Annotated in this window: 15 protein-coding genes; 13 read left to right on the top strand and 2 right to left on the bottom strand. The window is 59.1% G+C overall.

The window, feature by feature from the left end:
• The first annotated feature begins 204 nt into the window (after positions 1-204).
• Together DSCA_RS11755 and DSCA_RS11750 are read left to right on the top strand one after the other, a co-directional pair.
• A complete protein-coding gene (locus tag DSCA_RS11755; RefSeq protein WP_155316616.1) occupies positions 205-1,488 on the top strand; it encodes a porin family protein in 1,284 nt (427 codons plus the stop codon).
• Entirely contained in the window at positions 1,489-1,713 is a 225-nt protein-coding gene (locus tag DSCA_RS11750) for a hypothetical protein (protein ID WP_155316615.1), read from the top strand.
• A 224-nt stretch (positions 1,714-1,937) separates the two neighbouring features.
• Here DSCA_RS11750 and DSCA_RS11745 read toward each other — a convergent pair whose 3' ends face one another.
• Complete coding sequence (locus tag DSCA_RS11745) at positions 1,938-2,804, bottom strand: YitT family protein (protein WP_155316614.1); 867 nt, start codon at positions 2,802-2,804, stop codon at positions 1,938-1,940.
• A gap of 152 nt (positions 2,805-2,956) precedes the next feature.
• Between DSCA_RS11745 and DSCA_RS11740 the strand changes: the two genes are divergently transcribed.
• From DSCA_RS11740 to DSCA_RS11725, 4 genes are all read left to right on the top strand, one after another.
• Positions 2,957-3,901, top strand: a complete 945-nt coding sequence (locus DSCA_RS11740) for a nitroreductase family protein (protein WP_155316613.1) — start codon at positions 2,957-2,959, stop codon at positions 3,899-3,901.
• Positions 3,902-4,059: 158 nt separating this feature from the next.
• Positions 4,060-5,043 carry a calcium/sodium antiporter gene (locus DSCA_RS11735; RefSeq protein ID WP_155316612.1) on the top strand — a complete coding sequence of 328 codons (984 nt, stop codon included), beginning with the start codon at positions 4,060-4,062 and terminating at the stop codon, positions 5,041-5,043.
• A 166-nt stretch (positions 5,044-5,209) separates the two neighbouring features.
• Positions 5,210-6,280 (top strand): HD domain-containing phosphohydrolase, encoded by a 1,071-nt coding sequence (locus tag DSCA_RS11730; protein WP_155316611.1) that lies wholly within the window; start codon positions 5,210-5,212, stop codon positions 6,278-6,280.
• A gap of 196 nt (positions 6,281-6,476) precedes the next feature.
• Positions 6,477-6,836 (top strand): tRNA-binding protein, encoded by a 360-nt coding sequence (locus DSCA_RS11725; protein ID WP_155316610.1) that lies wholly within the window; start codon positions 6,477-6,479, stop codon positions 6,834-6,836.
• A gap of 46 nt (positions 6,837-6,882) precedes the next feature.
• On the opposite strand, the gene DSCA_RS11720 is transcribed toward DSCA_RS11725, so the two are convergent.
• The gene (locus tag DSCA_RS11720) at positions 6,883-8,076 is read right to left on the bottom strand and encodes an MFS transporter (protein ID WP_231716458.1); all 1,194 of its coding nucleotides are present in this window, start codon (positions 8,074-8,076) and stop codon (positions 6,883-6,885) included.
• Positions 8,077-8,452: 376 nt separating this feature from the next.
• Here DSCA_RS11720 and pstC point away from each other — a divergent pair, with 376 nt between their 5' ends.
• The 7 genes from pstC (at position 8,453) to DSCA_RS11685 (ending at position 16,866) form a co-directional block, all read left to right on the top strand.
• On the top strand, positions 8,453-9,841 hold the full coding sequence (pstC, locus tag DSCA_RS11715; RefSeq protein WP_155316609.1) for a phosphate ABC transporter permease subunit PstC: 1,389 nt from the start codon (positions 8,453-8,455) through the stop codon (positions 9,839-9,841).
• Positions 9,834-11,138 carry a phosphate ABC transporter permease PstA gene (gene pstA, locus DSCA_RS11710; protein WP_155316608.1) on the top strand — a complete coding sequence of 435 codons (1,305 nt, stop codon included), beginning with the start codon at positions 9,834-9,836 and terminating at the stop codon, positions 11,136-11,138. The genes pstC and pstA overlap by 8 nt, the downstream gene beginning before the upstream one ends.
• A gap of 115 nt (positions 11,139-11,253) precedes the next feature.
• The gene (locus DSCA_RS11705) at positions 11,254-12,303 is read left to right on the top strand and encodes a PstS family phosphate ABC transporter substrate-binding protein (protein ID WP_155316607.1); all 1,050 of its coding nucleotides are present in this window, start codon (positions 11,254-11,256) and stop codon (positions 12,301-12,303) included.
• A 448-nt stretch (positions 12,304-12,751) separates the two neighbouring features.
• Entirely contained in the window at positions 12,752-13,498 is a 747-nt protein-coding gene (gene pstB, locus DSCA_RS11700; RefSeq protein WP_231716522.1) for a phosphate ABC transporter ATP-binding protein PstB, read from the top strand.
• 164 nt (positions 13,499-13,662) lie between these two features.
• Positions 13,663-14,322: a phosphate signaling complex protein PhoU gene (phoU, locus tag DSCA_RS11695; protein ID WP_231716457.1), complete on the top strand. Its 660-nt coding sequence runs from the start codon at positions 13,663-13,665 to the stop codon at positions 14,320-14,322.
• Positions 14,323-14,395: 73 nt separating this feature from the next.
• Positions 14,396-15,085 carry a response regulator gene (locus tag DSCA_RS11690; RefSeq protein WP_155316605.1) on the top strand — a complete coding sequence of 230 codons (690 nt, stop codon included), beginning with the start codon at positions 14,396-14,398 and terminating at the stop codon, positions 15,083-15,085.
• Positions 15,082-16,866, top strand: a complete 1,785-nt coding sequence (locus tag DSCA_RS11685; protein WP_155316604.1) for a sensor histidine kinase — start codon at positions 15,082-15,084, stop codon at positions 16,864-16,866. The genes DSCA_RS11690 and DSCA_RS11685 overlap by 4 nt, the downstream gene beginning before the upstream one ends.
• Positions 16,867-17,209: the final 343 nt, after the last annotated feature.

Raw genomic sequence — 17,209 nt, 5'->3', positions numbered from 1 at the left:
ATCTGTTCAATTCCGTCCAATCGTAAATCCATCACCAGTGTGGTTGCGGGCAGGCATGGCCGACCGGTTGGCTTGATACGGCGCGGCCGGGGAGGCGCCTGACGAGCCCTTTCAGCCGAGGCCGCGCTGCATCCAGGGGGGCGGGATGCTCTTTGTCGAATGATTGTCCACTATCATCAACCATCAGGAAACGGAGGGGGTGCCATGAAAACGGTTATGGTGAACATCCTGCGACGCATGTCCGTTCTTGCTGTCGTGATTGGTTTTATGACTGCGTTTAGTGCATACGGGGCGGACCCGGAAACCCTGGATCGTCTCGAGAAGATCATCCGGCAGCAGCAGGCCCAGATCGAGGCACAGCAAAAGGCCCTCGAGCAGCTTCAGGTGCAGGTGCAGGCCCTGAAGAACCAGAGGGAAGTGGCTTCGGCCGAGGCGGCGACGGACAGCCCGGCAGCCGTCAAGACCGGCAACCCCAAGGCCAATGTCAAGGTTTACGGCCAGGTGAACAAGGCGGTGCTGTTCAGCGACGATGGTGACAATAGCAATGTCTACCTGGTGGACAACGACAACTCTTCCACCCGGGTGGGGGTGTTGGGCACCATCAAGCCGGGTGGCAACTATGAAGTGGGAACCCGGATCGAGGTGGAGTTCCAGTCCAATGACAGCAACCTGGTCAACCAGAACGACAAGCGCGGTGTCGGCGACAATAATTTTCGCAAGCGGCACCTGGACCTCTGGGTGGATGGCGGCACCATCGGCAAATTTTCACTGGGCTGGGGATCCACGGCCTCGGACGGCACCTCCGAGATGGACCTGTCCGGCACCAGCGTCGTCGGCTATTCCAGCATTGGCGACATGGCCGGCGGCCAGCTGTTTTACGACAGCGACAACAACGCGTTGTCCGTGATCAATATCGGCAGCGTCTTCAGCAACATGGACGGGCTCGGCCGGGACGAACGCATCCGCTACGACAGCCCCTCGTTCAACGGCTTTGTCGGTTCGACCTCATACATTGCCGACGGGGGCGGTGACTTTGCCGTGCGCTATACGGCACAGGTGGATGCCTTCAAGCTGGCCGCGGCGGCGGCCTACGCCAACCCCGGCAGCACGTCAGAGGGCATTGACGATCAGCTGGCCGGATCGGTGTCGGTGCTGCACGACTCCGGGTTCAACGGCACCTTTGCCATGGGCACCCGCGACCACAAGGGCCCCGGCAGGGATGACGGCGGGTTTTTCTACACCAAATTCGGCTACCGGGCCCGCTGGTGCCCGCTGGGGGTGACCGCCATGTCCATTGATTTCGGCCGCTACTCGGACATTGCCGCCGATGGTGACGACGCCGACACCTTCGGCTTCCAGATGGTTCAGGATATCCAGGGATGGGGCACCGAGGCCTACCTGGGGTACCGGTTCCATGACCTGGACAGCAACGGCGGCGATTACGACGCCATCAATGCCATTATGACCGGCATGCGGGTGAAGTTCTAAATGACGGCCGCCCGGAAAAACCGCTGCCGGACGTGGGTGCTGGCAATGATGCTCGTGATCGCCGGATGTGCCGCCTCGCCGGAGCCGTTTGAATACCACGACGACAGGGACGAAAAACCGGGACCCGGCCTCTTTTCCGGTGACGAGGGCGGGATTGTGGTTTACGGCAAAACCCCGGCGACAGACGAAGCGGAGAAGGCCCCGGACACTTCCCGGCCGGACTGACGACCCCTCAAAAACCATACGGCGCTGTCGGCAACGATGTATTTACGGATACCGACAGCGCCTTTTTTGTTTGACAGAACGGATGGCCGGCCCATACCTATCTATGACCTATGACCTATGACCTATGACCTATGACCTATGACCTATGACCTATGACCTATGACCTATGACCTATGGCCTATGGCCTATGACCTATGACCTATGGCCTATGACCTATGAGCTTATCAATACACCTTGCGCCTGGAAAATCCCCTGCCCAGGACGTTAAAGGTGTTTTCGGTGATGATGAAGGCTTCCGGGTCAATGGACAGGGCGGCCTCCTCCAGGCGTTTGAGCTGGTAATTGTGGATTACGGTCAGGATAATTTTCTTGTCCCGGCCCGTATAGGCCCCGCTGCCGTTCAGGAACGTGACGCCCCGGCGGAGGCGGCTATGGATCTCCCTGGAGATACGATCGTTGCAATCGGAAATAATGATGACCATCTTGCGCTGGTTGAAAATGGTCAGCACGTAGTCCAGGGTCTGTGACGAAATGAAACTCATGAACAGGGAATAGAGCACCAGGTCGGCTTCCAGAAACCCGAAGCTGAAGGCGAACAACACGATATTGAAGGCAAAGTAGAACGTGCCCATGCGCACGTTGAATTTCTGGTTCAGGATGATGGCGACAATGTCCATGCCGCCGGCAGAACCCAGAGAATGCAGGATGATGCCGGTGCCGGCGCCCATGAGCACGCCGCCGGCCAGCACCCCCAGGATCGGCTCCCTGATGGGAAGGGTGAAGCCGATGAGGTCGATGGCCATCGATAAGGCGGCCATGCCATAAAGGCTGTAAAGAAAGAATCGCCGGCTGACGTGGATCCAGCCGATCAGGAAGATGGGGACGTTGACGATCAGGTACCATAACCCCGGTGACATAAGGCCGCTGACATAGTAAAAGAGCAGGGTCAGACCTGAAATGCCGCCGGTGATAAACCCGTGGGGGATGGCGATGGCCTTCAATCCGATGCCGAATACGATGGATCCGGCGGTAATCAGGAACAGGTTCCACAGGACGGACGATATAAACTGGTGGTAAAAAAACTTTTTCATCTGGCGATTCCTCGGGCGCGGGAACAGTGGTGCGATGGTTGCGGACCGGATTTTTTCAATCGGTATCGGGACAGCTTCCTTTACGGAAAATTTTTTGAAAGCGGGAATATTAAGGTCCGGTACACCCATGTCAAGCACTGGAATAATAAAAAATGACAGATGGTAAAAAAAATCTGCAGGATCGCTCCGTTACCACCGAAATCGATGCCGATGCCTGCATCGGGTGCGGTTTGTGCGTACCGGTCTGTCCCAAGGAAACCCTGGGCCTGAACGATGGCAAGGCGGCTGTCATCGGCACCGAGTCCCTGGGCTGCGACCATTGCGCCGCCGCCTGCCCGGTCGACGCCATCCGGGTGACGGCGGTGGATGCCGCCCTGTCCCACTTCCAGACCTTTGCCGCCGATACCCGTTGGATCGCCCATGGCCGTTTCGACACCGCCGCCCTGGTGAATCTCATGGGGTCGCGGCGATCCTGCCGAAATTTTTCAGGCCGGCCGGTGGGGCGCTCCCTGCTTGAGGATCTGGTGCACGTCGGCGTCACCGCGCCGTCGGGGACCAACTGCCAGCCGTGGACCTTCACCATCCTGCCGGACCGGGACGCCGTCGACCGTCTGGGGCGGCGGGTGGGCGACTTTTTCAGGCAGACCAACCGCATGGCGGAGAACCGATGGCTGCGCACCGGGTTGAAGCTGGTCGGCAGACCGGAACTGGACGCCTATTACCGCCTTCACTACCCCACGGTAAAGATGGGGCTGGCGGCGTGGGACAGGGGGGAGCGGGATCTGCTGTTTCACGGGGCCACGGCCGTGATCGTGGTGTCCGCCGACGATGACGCGTCCTGCCCGTCCGAAGATGCGATGCTGGCCACCGGCAACATGCTGCTGGCCGCCCATGCCATGGGCCTGGGGTCCTGTCTGATCGGTTTTGTCATCGAAGCCATGCGGCGGCAGCGGTCGATCGTTCGCATGCTGGGCATTCCCGACCACGAAACCCCCTATGCCGTGATCGCCCTGGGGTGGCCCGACGAGACCTATCAGCGGGTGGCCGGCAGAAAAGCGGCCCTGATCCGCTACGCACCTTCGGGAAATGCTTCCTGACGGCTGAAAAATTAGGTACGAATTGAATAAAATCGCATTGTGTTCAACCCCCGACAATGTCATATTGCGGTCGATTTCGACGTGAAAAAGGAAATTCCGATGCCGGCATTGACTGAAAACCGGCCGTTTCGAAAACCGGCCCGAGGAAGGCGTGTTTTTTGACCATTTCCCACCTGATCGCATTCACGGCAGGCCTCCTGCTGTTATACTACGGTGCCGGCTGGCTGGTCCGCGGCGCCTCCACCCTGGCCCGCAGCCTGGGGCTGTCCCCCATGGTCATCGGCCTCACCGTGGTGGCCTTTGGCACCTCGGCCCCCGAACTGGTGGTCAGCCTCGTTTCCGCCGTCAAGGGAAAGAGCATGATCGCCCTGGGCAACGTGGTGGGCAGCAACATCTGCAACATCGCCCTGGTGCTGGGGCTGACCGCCGTGTTTCAGCCCGTAAAGACCAGCCGCATCGTCATCACCCGGGACATCCCCCTCATGCTGGCCATTTCCGCCTACCTGCTGCTGCTCTCCTTCAACTCGGTGATCGGCAGGATCGAGGGGGTCACCCTTTTTGGCGGCATCCTTGCCTATACCTGGTTCAATTACAAGGTCGCCGTGCGTGTCAGTCGAGCCATGCCGGGCTTGGTTGGCGAAGCGGCGATCGTTCCACCGACGAATGCCGGGCTGATGCAAAAAACGTGGATGCAGTGCCTGATGATCGTGGGTGGCACGGCGGGGGTGGTCGTCGGTGCGGATCTGCTTGTGGATGCCGCGGTGAGCGTGATGTCCGTTTTGGGGGTCAACGAAAAATTCGTGGGCCTCACCGTCGTGGCCTTCGGCACCTCGGTGCCCGAACTGGCGACATCGGTGGTCGCCGCCATGAAAAAGGAGATGGATATCTCCCTGGGGAACCTGGTGGGCAGCAATGTGTTCAATCTTCTCAGTGTCGTCGGCGCGACGGCCATGGTCAGGCCGATCGCTATTGCCGGGGGCTTTGTCGGCAGCGGCCTGGTGGTGGATTACCTGGTGATGATGACCATCAGTGCACTGCCCTGGGTGATGATGAGAGGGGACTTGACAATTTCGCGAAGAAAAGGTCTGATTCTCATCGGGTGCTATGTGGCCTATGTGATATTCCTCATTTTCAAATCCTGAGCCGGCCATCGGCGGCGCTGATTTCAGGACCGATTCCAACACCCTGCCGACCATATCCACGCTCCCCTTTTGGTGCGGTACCCGGCTTTCTGAAACCAGGGACAACCTGCGGCGCTGTGTCAACGCCTCCAAGACCCGGCATTTTCGGTTATTGAGGAGATTATATATGAAACCCGCAATACCAGAAGACGCATCCACCCCCCTCGTTCTGGTGGTGGATGACGACGACGATATCCGTGATATTCTTGCTTATGGCATCGAGGCCTCCGGGTGCCGCTGCCTGACGGCCGACAGTGCAGAATCGGCGTTACGGATCCTGCCTTCGGAGCCGGTGGAGGTGGTCATCTCCGATGTCCAGATGACGGGGATGAGCGGCCTCGACCTGTGCCGTCGGATCAAGGACCATTTCGATGCCGATGTGATCATCATCACCGGCCTGGTGAATAATTTCGCCTACGAGGAGATCCTCGCCCAGGGGGCCAGCGATTTTATCGAAAAACCCATCCGGCTGGCGGAGATCGTGGCGCGGCTGAAGCGGGTGCTGCATGAAAGGGAGACCCGCGGCCAGCTCAGGCAGACCGCCCGGGAACTGCGCCGCAACGTGGACCGTTTCCAGAAAGCCATGGAGGGGTCGGTCCAGGCCATCGCCCTGGCCGTTGAAATGCGGGACCCTTATACCTCGGGCCACCAGAACCGGGTGGCGGAGCTGGCCTGCGCCATTGCCCGGAAGGTCGGACTTTCAAAGGATCGGATTTATGGCCTGCAGATGGCCAGTGTGATCCACGACCTGGGCAAACTGACCATCCCCGGAGAGATCCTGTGCAAGCCGGGACGTCTCAGCGGCCCGGAATACGCAATGATCCAGACCCACGTGCAGTCAGGGTATGATATTCTGAAGAAAATCGATTTTCCCTGGCCACTGGCGGAAATTGTCCTCCAGCACCACGAACGCATGGACGGGTCCGGCTACCCCAAGGGCCTCGCCGGGGAGGCCATCATGATGGAGGCCAGAATCCTGAGCGTCTCCGACGTATTCGAAACCATCGGCTCCCACCGCCCCTACCGCCCTTCGCTGGGATTGAAAAAAGCCATGGGGGAACTCACCGTCAACAGCGGCACGCTCTATGATGCCGATGTGGTCGCCGCTTGCCAGGAACTGGTGGAAGGCGGCCATTTCCAATTCAAAAGCACCAAGGGGGCCTCGGTATTCGTGACCACACAGATGCAGTCGCTGTAGTTTCCCCTTGTCACTGCTGCTCATGGCCACGGCAGTTGAGCTTTCAGGACTTTTTCGGTAAGCTGTTGCCCTGCGGTCCCTGTTCAAGGCCTCCCTTGCGAACAGGAGCGGGCCTCCCGGTTTTTATGCCGTGCCGGTTCCCCATATTTGGCGCCCTCAGCGGCTGCGGAATTTCTCTGATGGAAAGGATATGAAAATGGCCAGGGATACCAAGCCAATCGTCGCTTTCGAGGACTCATTCGACAAGCTCGATATACGGGTGGGCAGGGTCACGACGGTAGAACTTGAAACCCGTACCCATCGGCCGACCTACCGGATGACCATCGACTTCGGAAAATTCGGCGTCCGGGTCAGTTACGGGCGTTTTACCCGGCACCCCATCGAAGCGGTGAAGGACCGGTTGGTGCTCGGTGTGCTCAATTTTGCACCCCGGCAAATGGGGCCCGTCGTTTCCGAGGTGCTGGTGCTCGGGGTCCAATACCCCAAAGCAGACAGCGGGGAGGCCACGTTCGTATCACCGGCGGTGGATGCAAAAGTGGGAAGCAAGCTGTTTTAGGGCCTCCACGGCATCCGCTTCGATCGCGGTGCGCAATTTCGAACCCTTATCCGGCGGCCGCCTCGGTCCTTCCTCGTGGAAACAGAAGGATCAGCGGTATCGTCACCAGGGGGATGAAGGCGACCGCCCACAACACGCTGGCGATGGAATACAGATCGGCCAGCCGACCGACCACCGGCGCCATCGCGCCTCCCAGGCCGTAGGCCAGGCCCATCATCAGGCTGGATACCATGGAGCGCCCGCCCGGCGCCAGTTCCTGGGCCAGGGTCACCCCCAGGGGCATGGTGGCCAGCACGAAAAAACCGGCCACGAACACACCCGCATAGATCCAGGGCCCGGGCAGCCACAGCATGACGAGCAGGGCCGGCGTCATCAGCAGGTGGGCAACCAGGAAGATCGGCCGGGATCCGGCCCGGTCGGCGAGATATCCGGCCATCAGGCCGCTGACCGTGCCGGACAGGGTGAACAGGGTGATCATGACGCCGCCGGAAACCAGCGAGTATCCCCGGCTCACCAGAAGGACGGGCATGAAGGTCATGAACGACTGGCCGACCACCGCCCGCAGGACCATGACCAGCCAGATCAGGAAAATGGATTTCCACACGGTGCCGAACTGGCGCTTCAGGGTGCCCATCAATCCCAGCGCGGCCATGCCTTCGCTTTGTGGTGACGGCACCACCACCCACAGGTAGACCATTACCATCAGCCCGATGACCATGGTGGCCGGCATGGCCTCCAGGCCCCAGGCGGCCACGACGGCGGTGATGAAAAACGGTCCTGCGGCAAAGGCCAGTGTGCCGCCGGTATTGAACACGGACATGGAAAAGCCTTTGCGGTTGCCGGCGTAGAGGGGGATCATGCCGGCCACGGAGGGGTGAAACAGGGATGATCCCACGGACCCCAGGGCGATGAACAGCACCAGCATCCAATAGCTTCCGGCAACGCCGGAAAGGGGGATGAAGACCACGGCCATGAGCAGTCCGCCCAAAATGATGGCGCGGCCCTGGTAGCGGTCCGCCAGGTAGCCGGCGATCGGCTGGACGATAAAAGAGAGGAACCGGTTGATGCCGGCAATCATCCCCACCTGGGCCAGGCTCAGGTTGAGCTTGTCCATGAAGGCGGGGAAGAGGGGCGTGGTGAAGGCGCTGTAAAAGTCCCCGGTGAAGTGGACCAGGGTCAGGGCAAAAAGCACCTTCAGGTTGGCATGGGCATCGGGTTTCATCGGTTCAATGGGTCCCATCGGTTACTGGTCGCGGAGCAGGGGCCTGGTCCGGATCGGCAATGGCCGCTATCCGCTTGTGAAAAAACCGGCATAATAGGTAAAGCCGGAGTGCGGGTCAAGACTAATCGTGTCTCACTGAAAACTAACCCGGCGCTAACACAAATCTAACACTAAGGCCCTACTTTGCGTCCCACCAGAAAGCAGTCGTTTCAAGAAAATAAAGGCCGCTAACATAACGCTAACACTAATCTGACAGACCCGTTTAAATGATCCGACCCGAAGGACAACCGACCGCAAGACGCTGTGCCTGGCCATGCACCCACCTGCCATCTTGCAGAGGCGGCGCCGGATCGAAAGGTCTTGTCCCGCAATCTTTTAACAACCACCGGTAGATATGAACCCACTACATTTGTTGATTGTTCTGTTGCTGCTTTCCTGTGCAGGTTACTTCATCGGCCGTAAAAAGGCCTTTTCCGTTGCCGGCGGCGTGCAGGGCCTGCAACAGCTGCACTCCCGCCCGGTTCACTACGGCGCCCTGACCGCCATTTGGTGCGGTATCCCGGCCATCGTGGTTTACGCGGCCTGGCTGGCTTTCGAGCCGTCCATTATCACCGGCATCGTGTTCAACGGCCTCCCCGAAGCGTTTCGATCCCTTCCCGACGGACGCCTGAACCTGATGCTCAACGACATCCGCAACCTGGTGAATGGCAATATCGTTTCAGCCGCGTCCGATCCGATGATTCGCCAGGCCGCCGACCGTTATATTGAATTGCAGCGGATTTCATCTATCAGCCTGGCCGTCGCATCGGTTTCACTGGGCCTGCTGGCCCTGGTTTTCGTGCGGTCCAGGATCGTGCCGACCCTGCGGGCGCGCAACCAGGTGGAGCGGATCGTCCGCTACCTGCTGATCTTCTGTTCGACCATCGCCATTTTCACGACCATCGGGATCGTGCTTTCGGTCCTCTATGAGGCCATCCGCTTTTTCCAGATCGTTCCGGTGACGGATTTCCTTTTCGGTTTGAAATGGAGTCCCCAGATGGCCATCCGCGCCGACCAGGTCGGTTCCTCGGGGGCCTTCGGTGCCATTCCGGTGCTCGCCGGGACGGTGATGGTCTCCATGATCGCCATGGCCGTGGCGGCACCCATCGGCCTGATGTCCGCCATTTACCTCTCGGAATACGCCAACCGGCGGGTCCGTGCGATCGTCAAGCCGCTGATGGAGATCCTGGCCGGGATCCCCACGGTCGTATACGGCTTCTTTGCCGCACTGACCGTGGCACCCTTCATTCGCGACTCCGGCCATGCCATCGGCATGACCATCTCCTCGGAAAGCGCCATGGCCGCCGGTCTGGTCATGGGGGTGATGATCATTCCCTTCGTCTCCTCCCTTTCGGACGACGTCATCAATGCGGTGCCCCAGTCTCTCCGGGACGGCGCCTATGCCCTGGGGGCCACGCCTTCCGAAACGGTTCGGCAGGTGGTCATCCCCGCCGCATTTCCCGGGATCGTCGGCAGCCTTCTGCTGGCCGTCTCGCGCGCCATCGGCGAGACCATGATCGTCGTGATGGCCGCCGGCCTGTCGGCCAACCTGACGGCCAATCCCTTTCAGGCCGTCACCACGGTGACCGTCCAGATCGTGACCCTGCTGGTTGGCGACCAGGAGTTTGACAGCCCCAAAACCCTGGCGGCATTCGCCCTGGGATTGCTTTTATTTATCGTCACCCTGGCGCTGAATGTCGTCGCTCTGGTGGTGGTCCGTAAGTATCGGGAGCAATATGAATAAGAAGACCAGTCAATTGAAGTCGCTCACGCGAACGGACAGCCGCCGGACCATCGATATCGTCAACCGTGGCCTGAAGCGTCGCTATCGGGCCGAACGCCGCTTCAGGATATACGGTGTCGTGGCCATCACCCTCAGCCTGGCCTTTCTGGCACTGCTGTTCCTGACAATTATGGGCAACGGTTACAGTGCCTTCCAGCAGACCGAAATCAAGCTCGACATCTTTTTCGACCCGGCGGAATTCGAAGCGGAACTGGTGGCGGATGCCAACTTTCCGGCCTTGGTCAAGGCCTCACTGCGGGGATTGTTTCCCGACGTGTCGGGGCGGCGGGATAAACGATCGCTGTACGGCCTGGTGAGTCCCGGGGCCGCTTTTCAGGTGCGAACCCTGCTTCTTGAAGACCGGGACCTGATCGGCCGGGTCCAATCCATCTGGGTGCTGGCTGATGATGACGTGGATATGCTGGTCAAGGGGCACATGAACCGTGATCTGCCCGAAAGCGACCGACGTCTCAAGGACAACCAGCTGGCCTGGCTTGATACGCTTGCCCAGGAAGGGCGGCTGCGCAAGGCGTTCAATGTCAATTTCTTTTCCAATGGCGACTCCCGTGAGCCTGAGATGGCAGGTATCCGTGGTGCGCTGATGGGCAGCTTATACACCCTGGTGGTGACCCTGCTGCTCTCTTTTCCCACCGGCGTGGCTGCGGCCGTATACATGGAAGAGTTTGCCCCCAAGAACCGGTGGACCGATATCATCGAGGTCAACATCAACAACCTGGCCGCTGTCCCGTCGATTGTGTTCGGCCTTCTGGGGTTGGCCGTCTTCCTCAATTTCTTCGGGTTGCCGCGTTCAGCACCACTGGTCGGCGGCCTGGTGCTGACCCTGATGACCCTGCCGACGATCATCATTGCCAGCCGGGCTTCCCTGAAGTCGGTGCCGCCCTCGATCCGCGAGGCGGCGCTGGGCGTCGGGGCATCCAAGAACCAGATGGTTTTTCACCACGTGCTTCCACTGGCCATGCCGGGCATGATGACCGGTACGATCATCGGGATGGCGAGGGCGTTGGGAGAATCCGCCCCGCTGCTGATGATCGGCATGGTGGCCTTCATCGTGGACATTCCACAAGGGTTCATCGATCCGTCGACGGTGCTGCCGGTGCAGATTTACCTGTGGGCGGACAGCCCCGAGCGCGCTTTTGTCGAGCGGACCTCTGCGGCGACCATGGTGCTGCTGGCGTTTCTGATCACCATGAACGCCCTGGCCGTGTTGCTGCGCAAACGCTTTGAAAAAAGGTGGTAGTTGTCAATCTAATGCAGTTCAACCCAAAACTGTCGATCCAACGCGGGTAGCGTGGTCGACGGCGGCTGCCGGATGCGGCAGAAGCACAAAAAACGCAATGGAAAAGGAGACATTCATGAAAAAGGTATTTAGTATTTTGACTGCTGCGGCCCTGCTGATCGGCGTGAACGCCGTGGATACGATGGCGGCCAGGGACTACATCAGCATCGTGGGGTCATCCACCGTTTACCCCTTCGCCACCGTGGTTGCCGAACAATTCGGCCGGACCACCCGGTTCAAGACCCCGACCATCGAATCCACAGGTTCCGGCGGCGGCCTGAAGCTGTTTTGCGCCGGCGTGGGTGTCGAACATCCGGACATCACCAATGCGTCGCGCGCCATTAAATCCTCCGAATGCAAGACCTGTTTTGAAAACGGGGTCAAAGAGATCATCGAGGTCAAGGTCGGATATGACGGCATCGTTGTGGCCAACAGCAAATCGGCCCCGGTCATGAAACTGACCCGCAAGGACATTTTTCTGGCGCTGGCCAAGGATGTTCCGGATCCCAAGGGCGGCGACAACCTGGTGCCCAACCCCTACAAAACCTGGAAAGAGGTCAACGCCTCCCTGCCCGACCAGAAAATTACCGTTCTGGGACCGCCGCCGACCTCCGGAACGCGCGATGCTTTCGTGGAACTGGCCATGGAAGGCGGGGCCAAGACGTTCGATTTCATCAAAGCCATGAAGAAAAAGGACAAGAAGAGATACAAGGCCATCTGCCACACCGTCAGGGAAGACGGGGCCTACGTGGAAGCCGGTGAAAACGACAACCTGATCGTGCAGAAACTGGAAAAGGATTCCAGTGCGCTGGGTATTTTCGGTTTCAGCTTCCTGGACCAGAATGCGGATAAAATGCAGGGGTCTTTCGTCGACGGCATCGCCCCGACCTTCGAAAATATTGCCGATGGCAAATACCCGGTTTCCAGGCCGCTGTTTTTCTACGTCAAAAAGGCACACATCGGGACCATCCCGGGTATGGAAGAGTACCTCAAGGCCTTCAGCTCCGAAAAGGCCTGGGGCCCCGACGGATACCTGTCTGAAAAAGGACTGATTCCCATGCCTGATGCGGAAAGAAAAAAGTACGCCCAGGACATCAAAATGCTGACCCCCATGGAGTGTAAGTAGTGTAACCATCGACGGCGGGCGCGCCGGCCGCGGCCGCCCGCCCGTCGACGGCCAGACGGCGCCCGTCCGGATGCGAGCGGGCCGCCCTGACCTCAGGCCCGATACCGGCAGAGGGAGGCCGGACACGATGACTGCCGCCGGCCTTTGTGGTCGCGTCAGGATCCGAAATAGAGATTGCCTTGTACCTGCGGCCGGCTTAACATTCAAAGCGGCAGGACAACCGGAAACAGTTTGCGTTGCGAGACGATATCGTCAACCCCTGGTTTATTAACCGCTTGCGGTTTCACCAGGCCGGGTGCAAGATTGGAAAACAATGGCCTTGCGGCCCACAGGGAGAAAAGCAGACGTGGCAGATAAGAAAAATGAGATCATAGATCCGCAAAGCGGGAAACCGATTGATGCCAGCCAGCAACGGACGGTTGGACATCCATTCAGTGACAACCCGCGCATGACATGCCGCGATGTCGATGTGTTCTACGGAGAAAAACAGGCGATTTATAACGTTTCGCTCGATATCGGTAAAAACGAGGTGATCGCCCTGATCGGTCCTTCCGGATGTGGAAAATCGACTTTCCTGCGTTGCCTGAACCGCATGAACGATACCATCGATATCTGCCGGGTGACCGGCGCGATCAAGCTGGATGAAACCGATATCTACGATCCGTCGGTCGACGTGGTCCCCCTGAGGGCCCAGGTGGGCATGGTGTTCCAGAAACCGAATCCATTCCCCAAATCGATATACGACAACATCGCCTATGGGCCGAAAATCCACGGCATCGCCACCACCCGCAGCGAAACCGATGAAATTGTAGAGATGTCCCTGCGCAAGGCCGGGTTGTGGAAAGAGGTCAAGGATCGGCTGGACCAGCCGGGCACCGGTCTTTCCGGTGGCCAGCAGCAGCGATTGTGCATTGCCAGGACCATTGCGGTCAATCCGGAAGTCATCCTGATGGATGAGCCCTGTTCCGCACTCGATCCCATCGCCACCTCGATTATCGAAGAACTGATTCACGAGTTGAGCGCCCAGTACACCATTGCCATCGTCACCCATTCCATGCAGCAGGCCTCGCGGGTCAGCCAGCGGACCGCCTATTTTCATCTGGGACTCCTGATCGAAGTGGGGCCGACGGACCAGTTGTTCACCCGCCCGCTTCACCAGTTGACGCAGGATTACATTACCGGCCGCTTTGGATGATTGGGAGAACAAACAGTAATTTTAAGTGTTGAATTATGAATTTTGAATTAAGGCATCCTGTCGATTTAAATCAGGAAGAATACATCAATTCACAATTCAACATTCAAAATTAACAATTGAAGCGATATGCGGGCCGTTTTCAAAGCCAAGGAGAAACCCGAACCGTGAAGCACTTTCAAAGAGAACTCGATAAGATCAAGAAGATGATCCTTTCCCTGGGCGCACTCGTCGAGAAACGGGTCCACCAGATCAAGCAGGTGCTGGAAGACCGTGATGTGGCCATGGCCAATGAGATCATCCATCTCGACCACGAGATCGACCAGATGGAGGTGGATGTCGAGGAGGAATGCCTCAAGATCATCGCCCTGCACCAGCCGGTGGCAACCGATTTGCGCTTCCTGATTGCGGTCATCAAGATCAACAACGACCTGGAGCGTATCGGCGACCAGGTGGTCAACATTGCCCAGCGCGTGGTGAGCATCTCCAAACATCCCGTCGTTCCCTATCGTTTCGATTATTCGGTGATGGCGGACAAGGCGGAGGCCATGCTGCGCATGAGTCTGGACAGCCTGGTGAACCAGGACCTGGATGACGCCATCCGGGTGCTTCACCTGGACGACGAGGTGGACGCGATCAAGAACGAGGCCTATGACCGTATCAAGACGGCCATTGCCAATGGCGTCACCGAAGATATCGGCTACATGATCAACCTGCTGCTGATTTCGCGTCACATCGAACGGCTGGCCGACCACGCCACCAATATCGCCGAAGAGGTGGTTTATATGATCGAGGGAGAGATCGTCCGGCACGGCCGGCTGGATTAACGCCGGCGGACGGATGACTGAAGGCCGAGGTCAGAAAACCGAATATCCCGAAATGTCAAAGGTCAGTTGAACAATGGGAAAAGAGAAGATACTGGTGGTGGATGACGAGGAGGATATCCTCGAACTGGTACGGTACAACCTGGTCCGCGAAGGGTATGCGGTGGCTTGTGCGGAATCGGGCGAAGCCGCCCTGAAAGCGGCGGTATCCGACCCGGTGGACCTTATCATTCTCGACCTGATGCTGCCGGGCATCGACGGCCTGGAGGTGGCCCGTCGGCTCAAGCAGCACACCGGCACCAGGGATACGCCCATTGTCATGCTCACCGCAAAGGGGGAGGAGGCGGATGTCGTCACCGGCCTGGAACTGGGCGCTGACGACTATGTGACCAAGCCCTTTTCCCCGAGAATTCTCATCGCCCGCATCAAGGCGGTCATTCGAAGACGGAGCGGGCTTGGGGAAGGGGAAAGCGAGATCCTGAACGTCCGTGACCTGACCATCCATACGGGACGGCGCCACGTGACGGCCCAGGGCAGGTCGCTGGACCTGACCTATACGGAATTCCAGGTCCTTTATATTCTTGCCCGGCGCCCCGGATGGGTCTTTACCCGTTCCCAGATCGTGGATGCCGTGCGGGGTGACGACTACCCGGTCACCGACCGCAGCGTCGATGTGCAGATCGTCGGCCTGCGAAAGAAGCTGGGGCCACTTGGCAAATATATCGAAACCGTGCGGGGGGTGGGTTACCGGTTCATGGAAATATGATGAAGAATAAAAAAAAACTGATCTATCAACTCTTTCCTTCCTATCTGGTCATTACGCTGGTTTCGTTGTTTGCGGTGAGCTGGTATGCCTTGAGTTTTTCCCGCCAGTTTTACCTGGAGCGCACCCAGGTGGATCTTGAAGTCAGCGGTCGACTCCTGGAAAAGCAGGTGACGGCCCTGCTTTCCCCCCTGGATGAACACGCGGTGGATGCGCTTTGCAAGGCGGCCGCCGCCCAGACCATTACACGGGTCACCGTGATTCTTCCCGACGGGCGCGTGGTGGGCGACTCGGAAGAAATTCCGGCCAACATGGACAACCACCGCGACCGGGATGAAATTCGCGATGCCTACCAGGGTGAAACCGGTGTGAGCATCCGACACAGCGACACCATCTCCCGGAACATGATGTACGTGGCCATTCCCCTGTATGCCAATGAAGCGCTGGTCGGTGTGCTGAGAACGTCTCTGTCCGTCAGCGCGATCGATGACCGCATCGGCGGCATCCGCTGGCGAATCGCCGCCGGCGCCCTGCTGGTGGCCTTGCTGGCCTCGGGTATCAGCTGGTTCGTATCCAGACGGATTACGCAGCCTCTGGAAAAGATGCGCATCAGCGCCCGGCGCTTTGCCGACGGGGATCTTTCCCATCGCATGGCCCTGTCCGACATCCGCGAGTTCTCGGGCCTGGCCGAAACCATGAACCAGATGGCCGCACAGCTCCAGCAGCGCATGGATGAGATCAACCGGCAGCGCGGCAAAACCGAAGCGGTGCTGTCCAGCATGCGTGAAGGGGTCATCGCCACGGACATGGACCAGCAGGTGATCAGCATAAACCAGACGGCGGCCAGCATGTTCAGCATTCCCATGGAAACCGTTTTCGGTCGCAGCATCCTGGAGGTCATCCGCAATCACGAGTTCCAGGAATTCTTAAACCGCAGCCTGAATACCGGGGAGAGCGTCGAGTCGGATATTCTCTACCACCACGACGGGGAGCGTATTTTCAATGTTCAATGCACCCCGCTGATGGATTCCCAGAAACAGCGCATGGGCGGCCTGCTGGTGATCAGCGACGTGACCCAGCTGCGCCGGCTGGAGAACATGCGGCGCGATTTCGCCGCCTCGGTATCCCATGAAATCAAAACGCCCCTGACGGCGATCAAAGGGTTTGTCGAGACCCTGTGCACCGGTGCGCTGGACGACCGCGAGGAGACCCGGCGGTTTTTAACGATCATCGACAAGCACGTCAACCGGCTGGCCACCATCATCGAGGACCTGATGCAGCTGTCGCGCATCGAACGGGACGATGAAATCCAGCAGATCGGACTCGAACGCTGCCGCATCGCCGATGTCCTCGATACCGCCATCGGTCTTTGCGCCGACGGCATCGCGGAGAAGGGCATCCATGTCCAGCTCTCCTGCGCGGCCAGTCTGAGCGGCTGCTTTGATGCGACCCTGCTCGAGCAGGCGGCGGTGAACCTGCTGGACAACGCGGTGAAATACAGCCCTGAGAAGAGCACCATCCGCATCGAGGCGCTGACGGTGGGCGATGAAATCCGGATTCAATTCAAGGACGAGGGCATGGGCATTGCCAAAAAGCACCTGCCCCGGCTGTTCGAGCGGTTCTACCGGGTCGACAAGGCGCGCAGCCGCAAGCTGGGCGGTACCGGCCTGGGCCTGGCCATCGTCAAGCATATCGCCCAGGCCCACGGCGGCAGTATTACCGTGGAAAGCGAACTGGAAAAAGGCAGCACCTTCTGTCTGCACCTGCCGGCTGAACGAATCTGATCGAGCCGCCCCCGGCTATTTTCTGTTGCACAGGGCAGTGCGGGCCGATGTGCTGGTCCCCCGGCCCGGGAGAACACTCGCCCTGACCCTGATGATCCGTCGCCTCAGAGCAGGACCTGCCCACGGATTCTTTTTCTCACCCCAGGGGGATTCTTGACCCTGCCTCGGCCCCTTTTTTTTTGGATTCCGGCCGGGCGTTCATGGCATCAATCGACACCACCCTTCCCGCTTCGATTATCCCGACCCTATGCAAAACTAATCCGGCACTAACACTGTGCTAACAGGCAGCCGCTATACCCCGCGATCAAACCATGTCCAACCCTAAATGGCCAGTTTGCCGGGT

It is taken from the genome of Desulfosarcina alkanivorans (assembly GCF_009688945.1).
In the GTDB taxonomy this organism is placed as follows: Bacteria; Desulfobacterota; Desulfobacteria; order Desulfobacterales; family Desulfosarcinaceae; genus Desulfosarcina; species Desulfosarcina alkanivorans.
The sequence above is the reverse complement of the archived record's forward strand: the minus strand, read 5'-3'. Positions and strand labels throughout refer to the sequence as shown.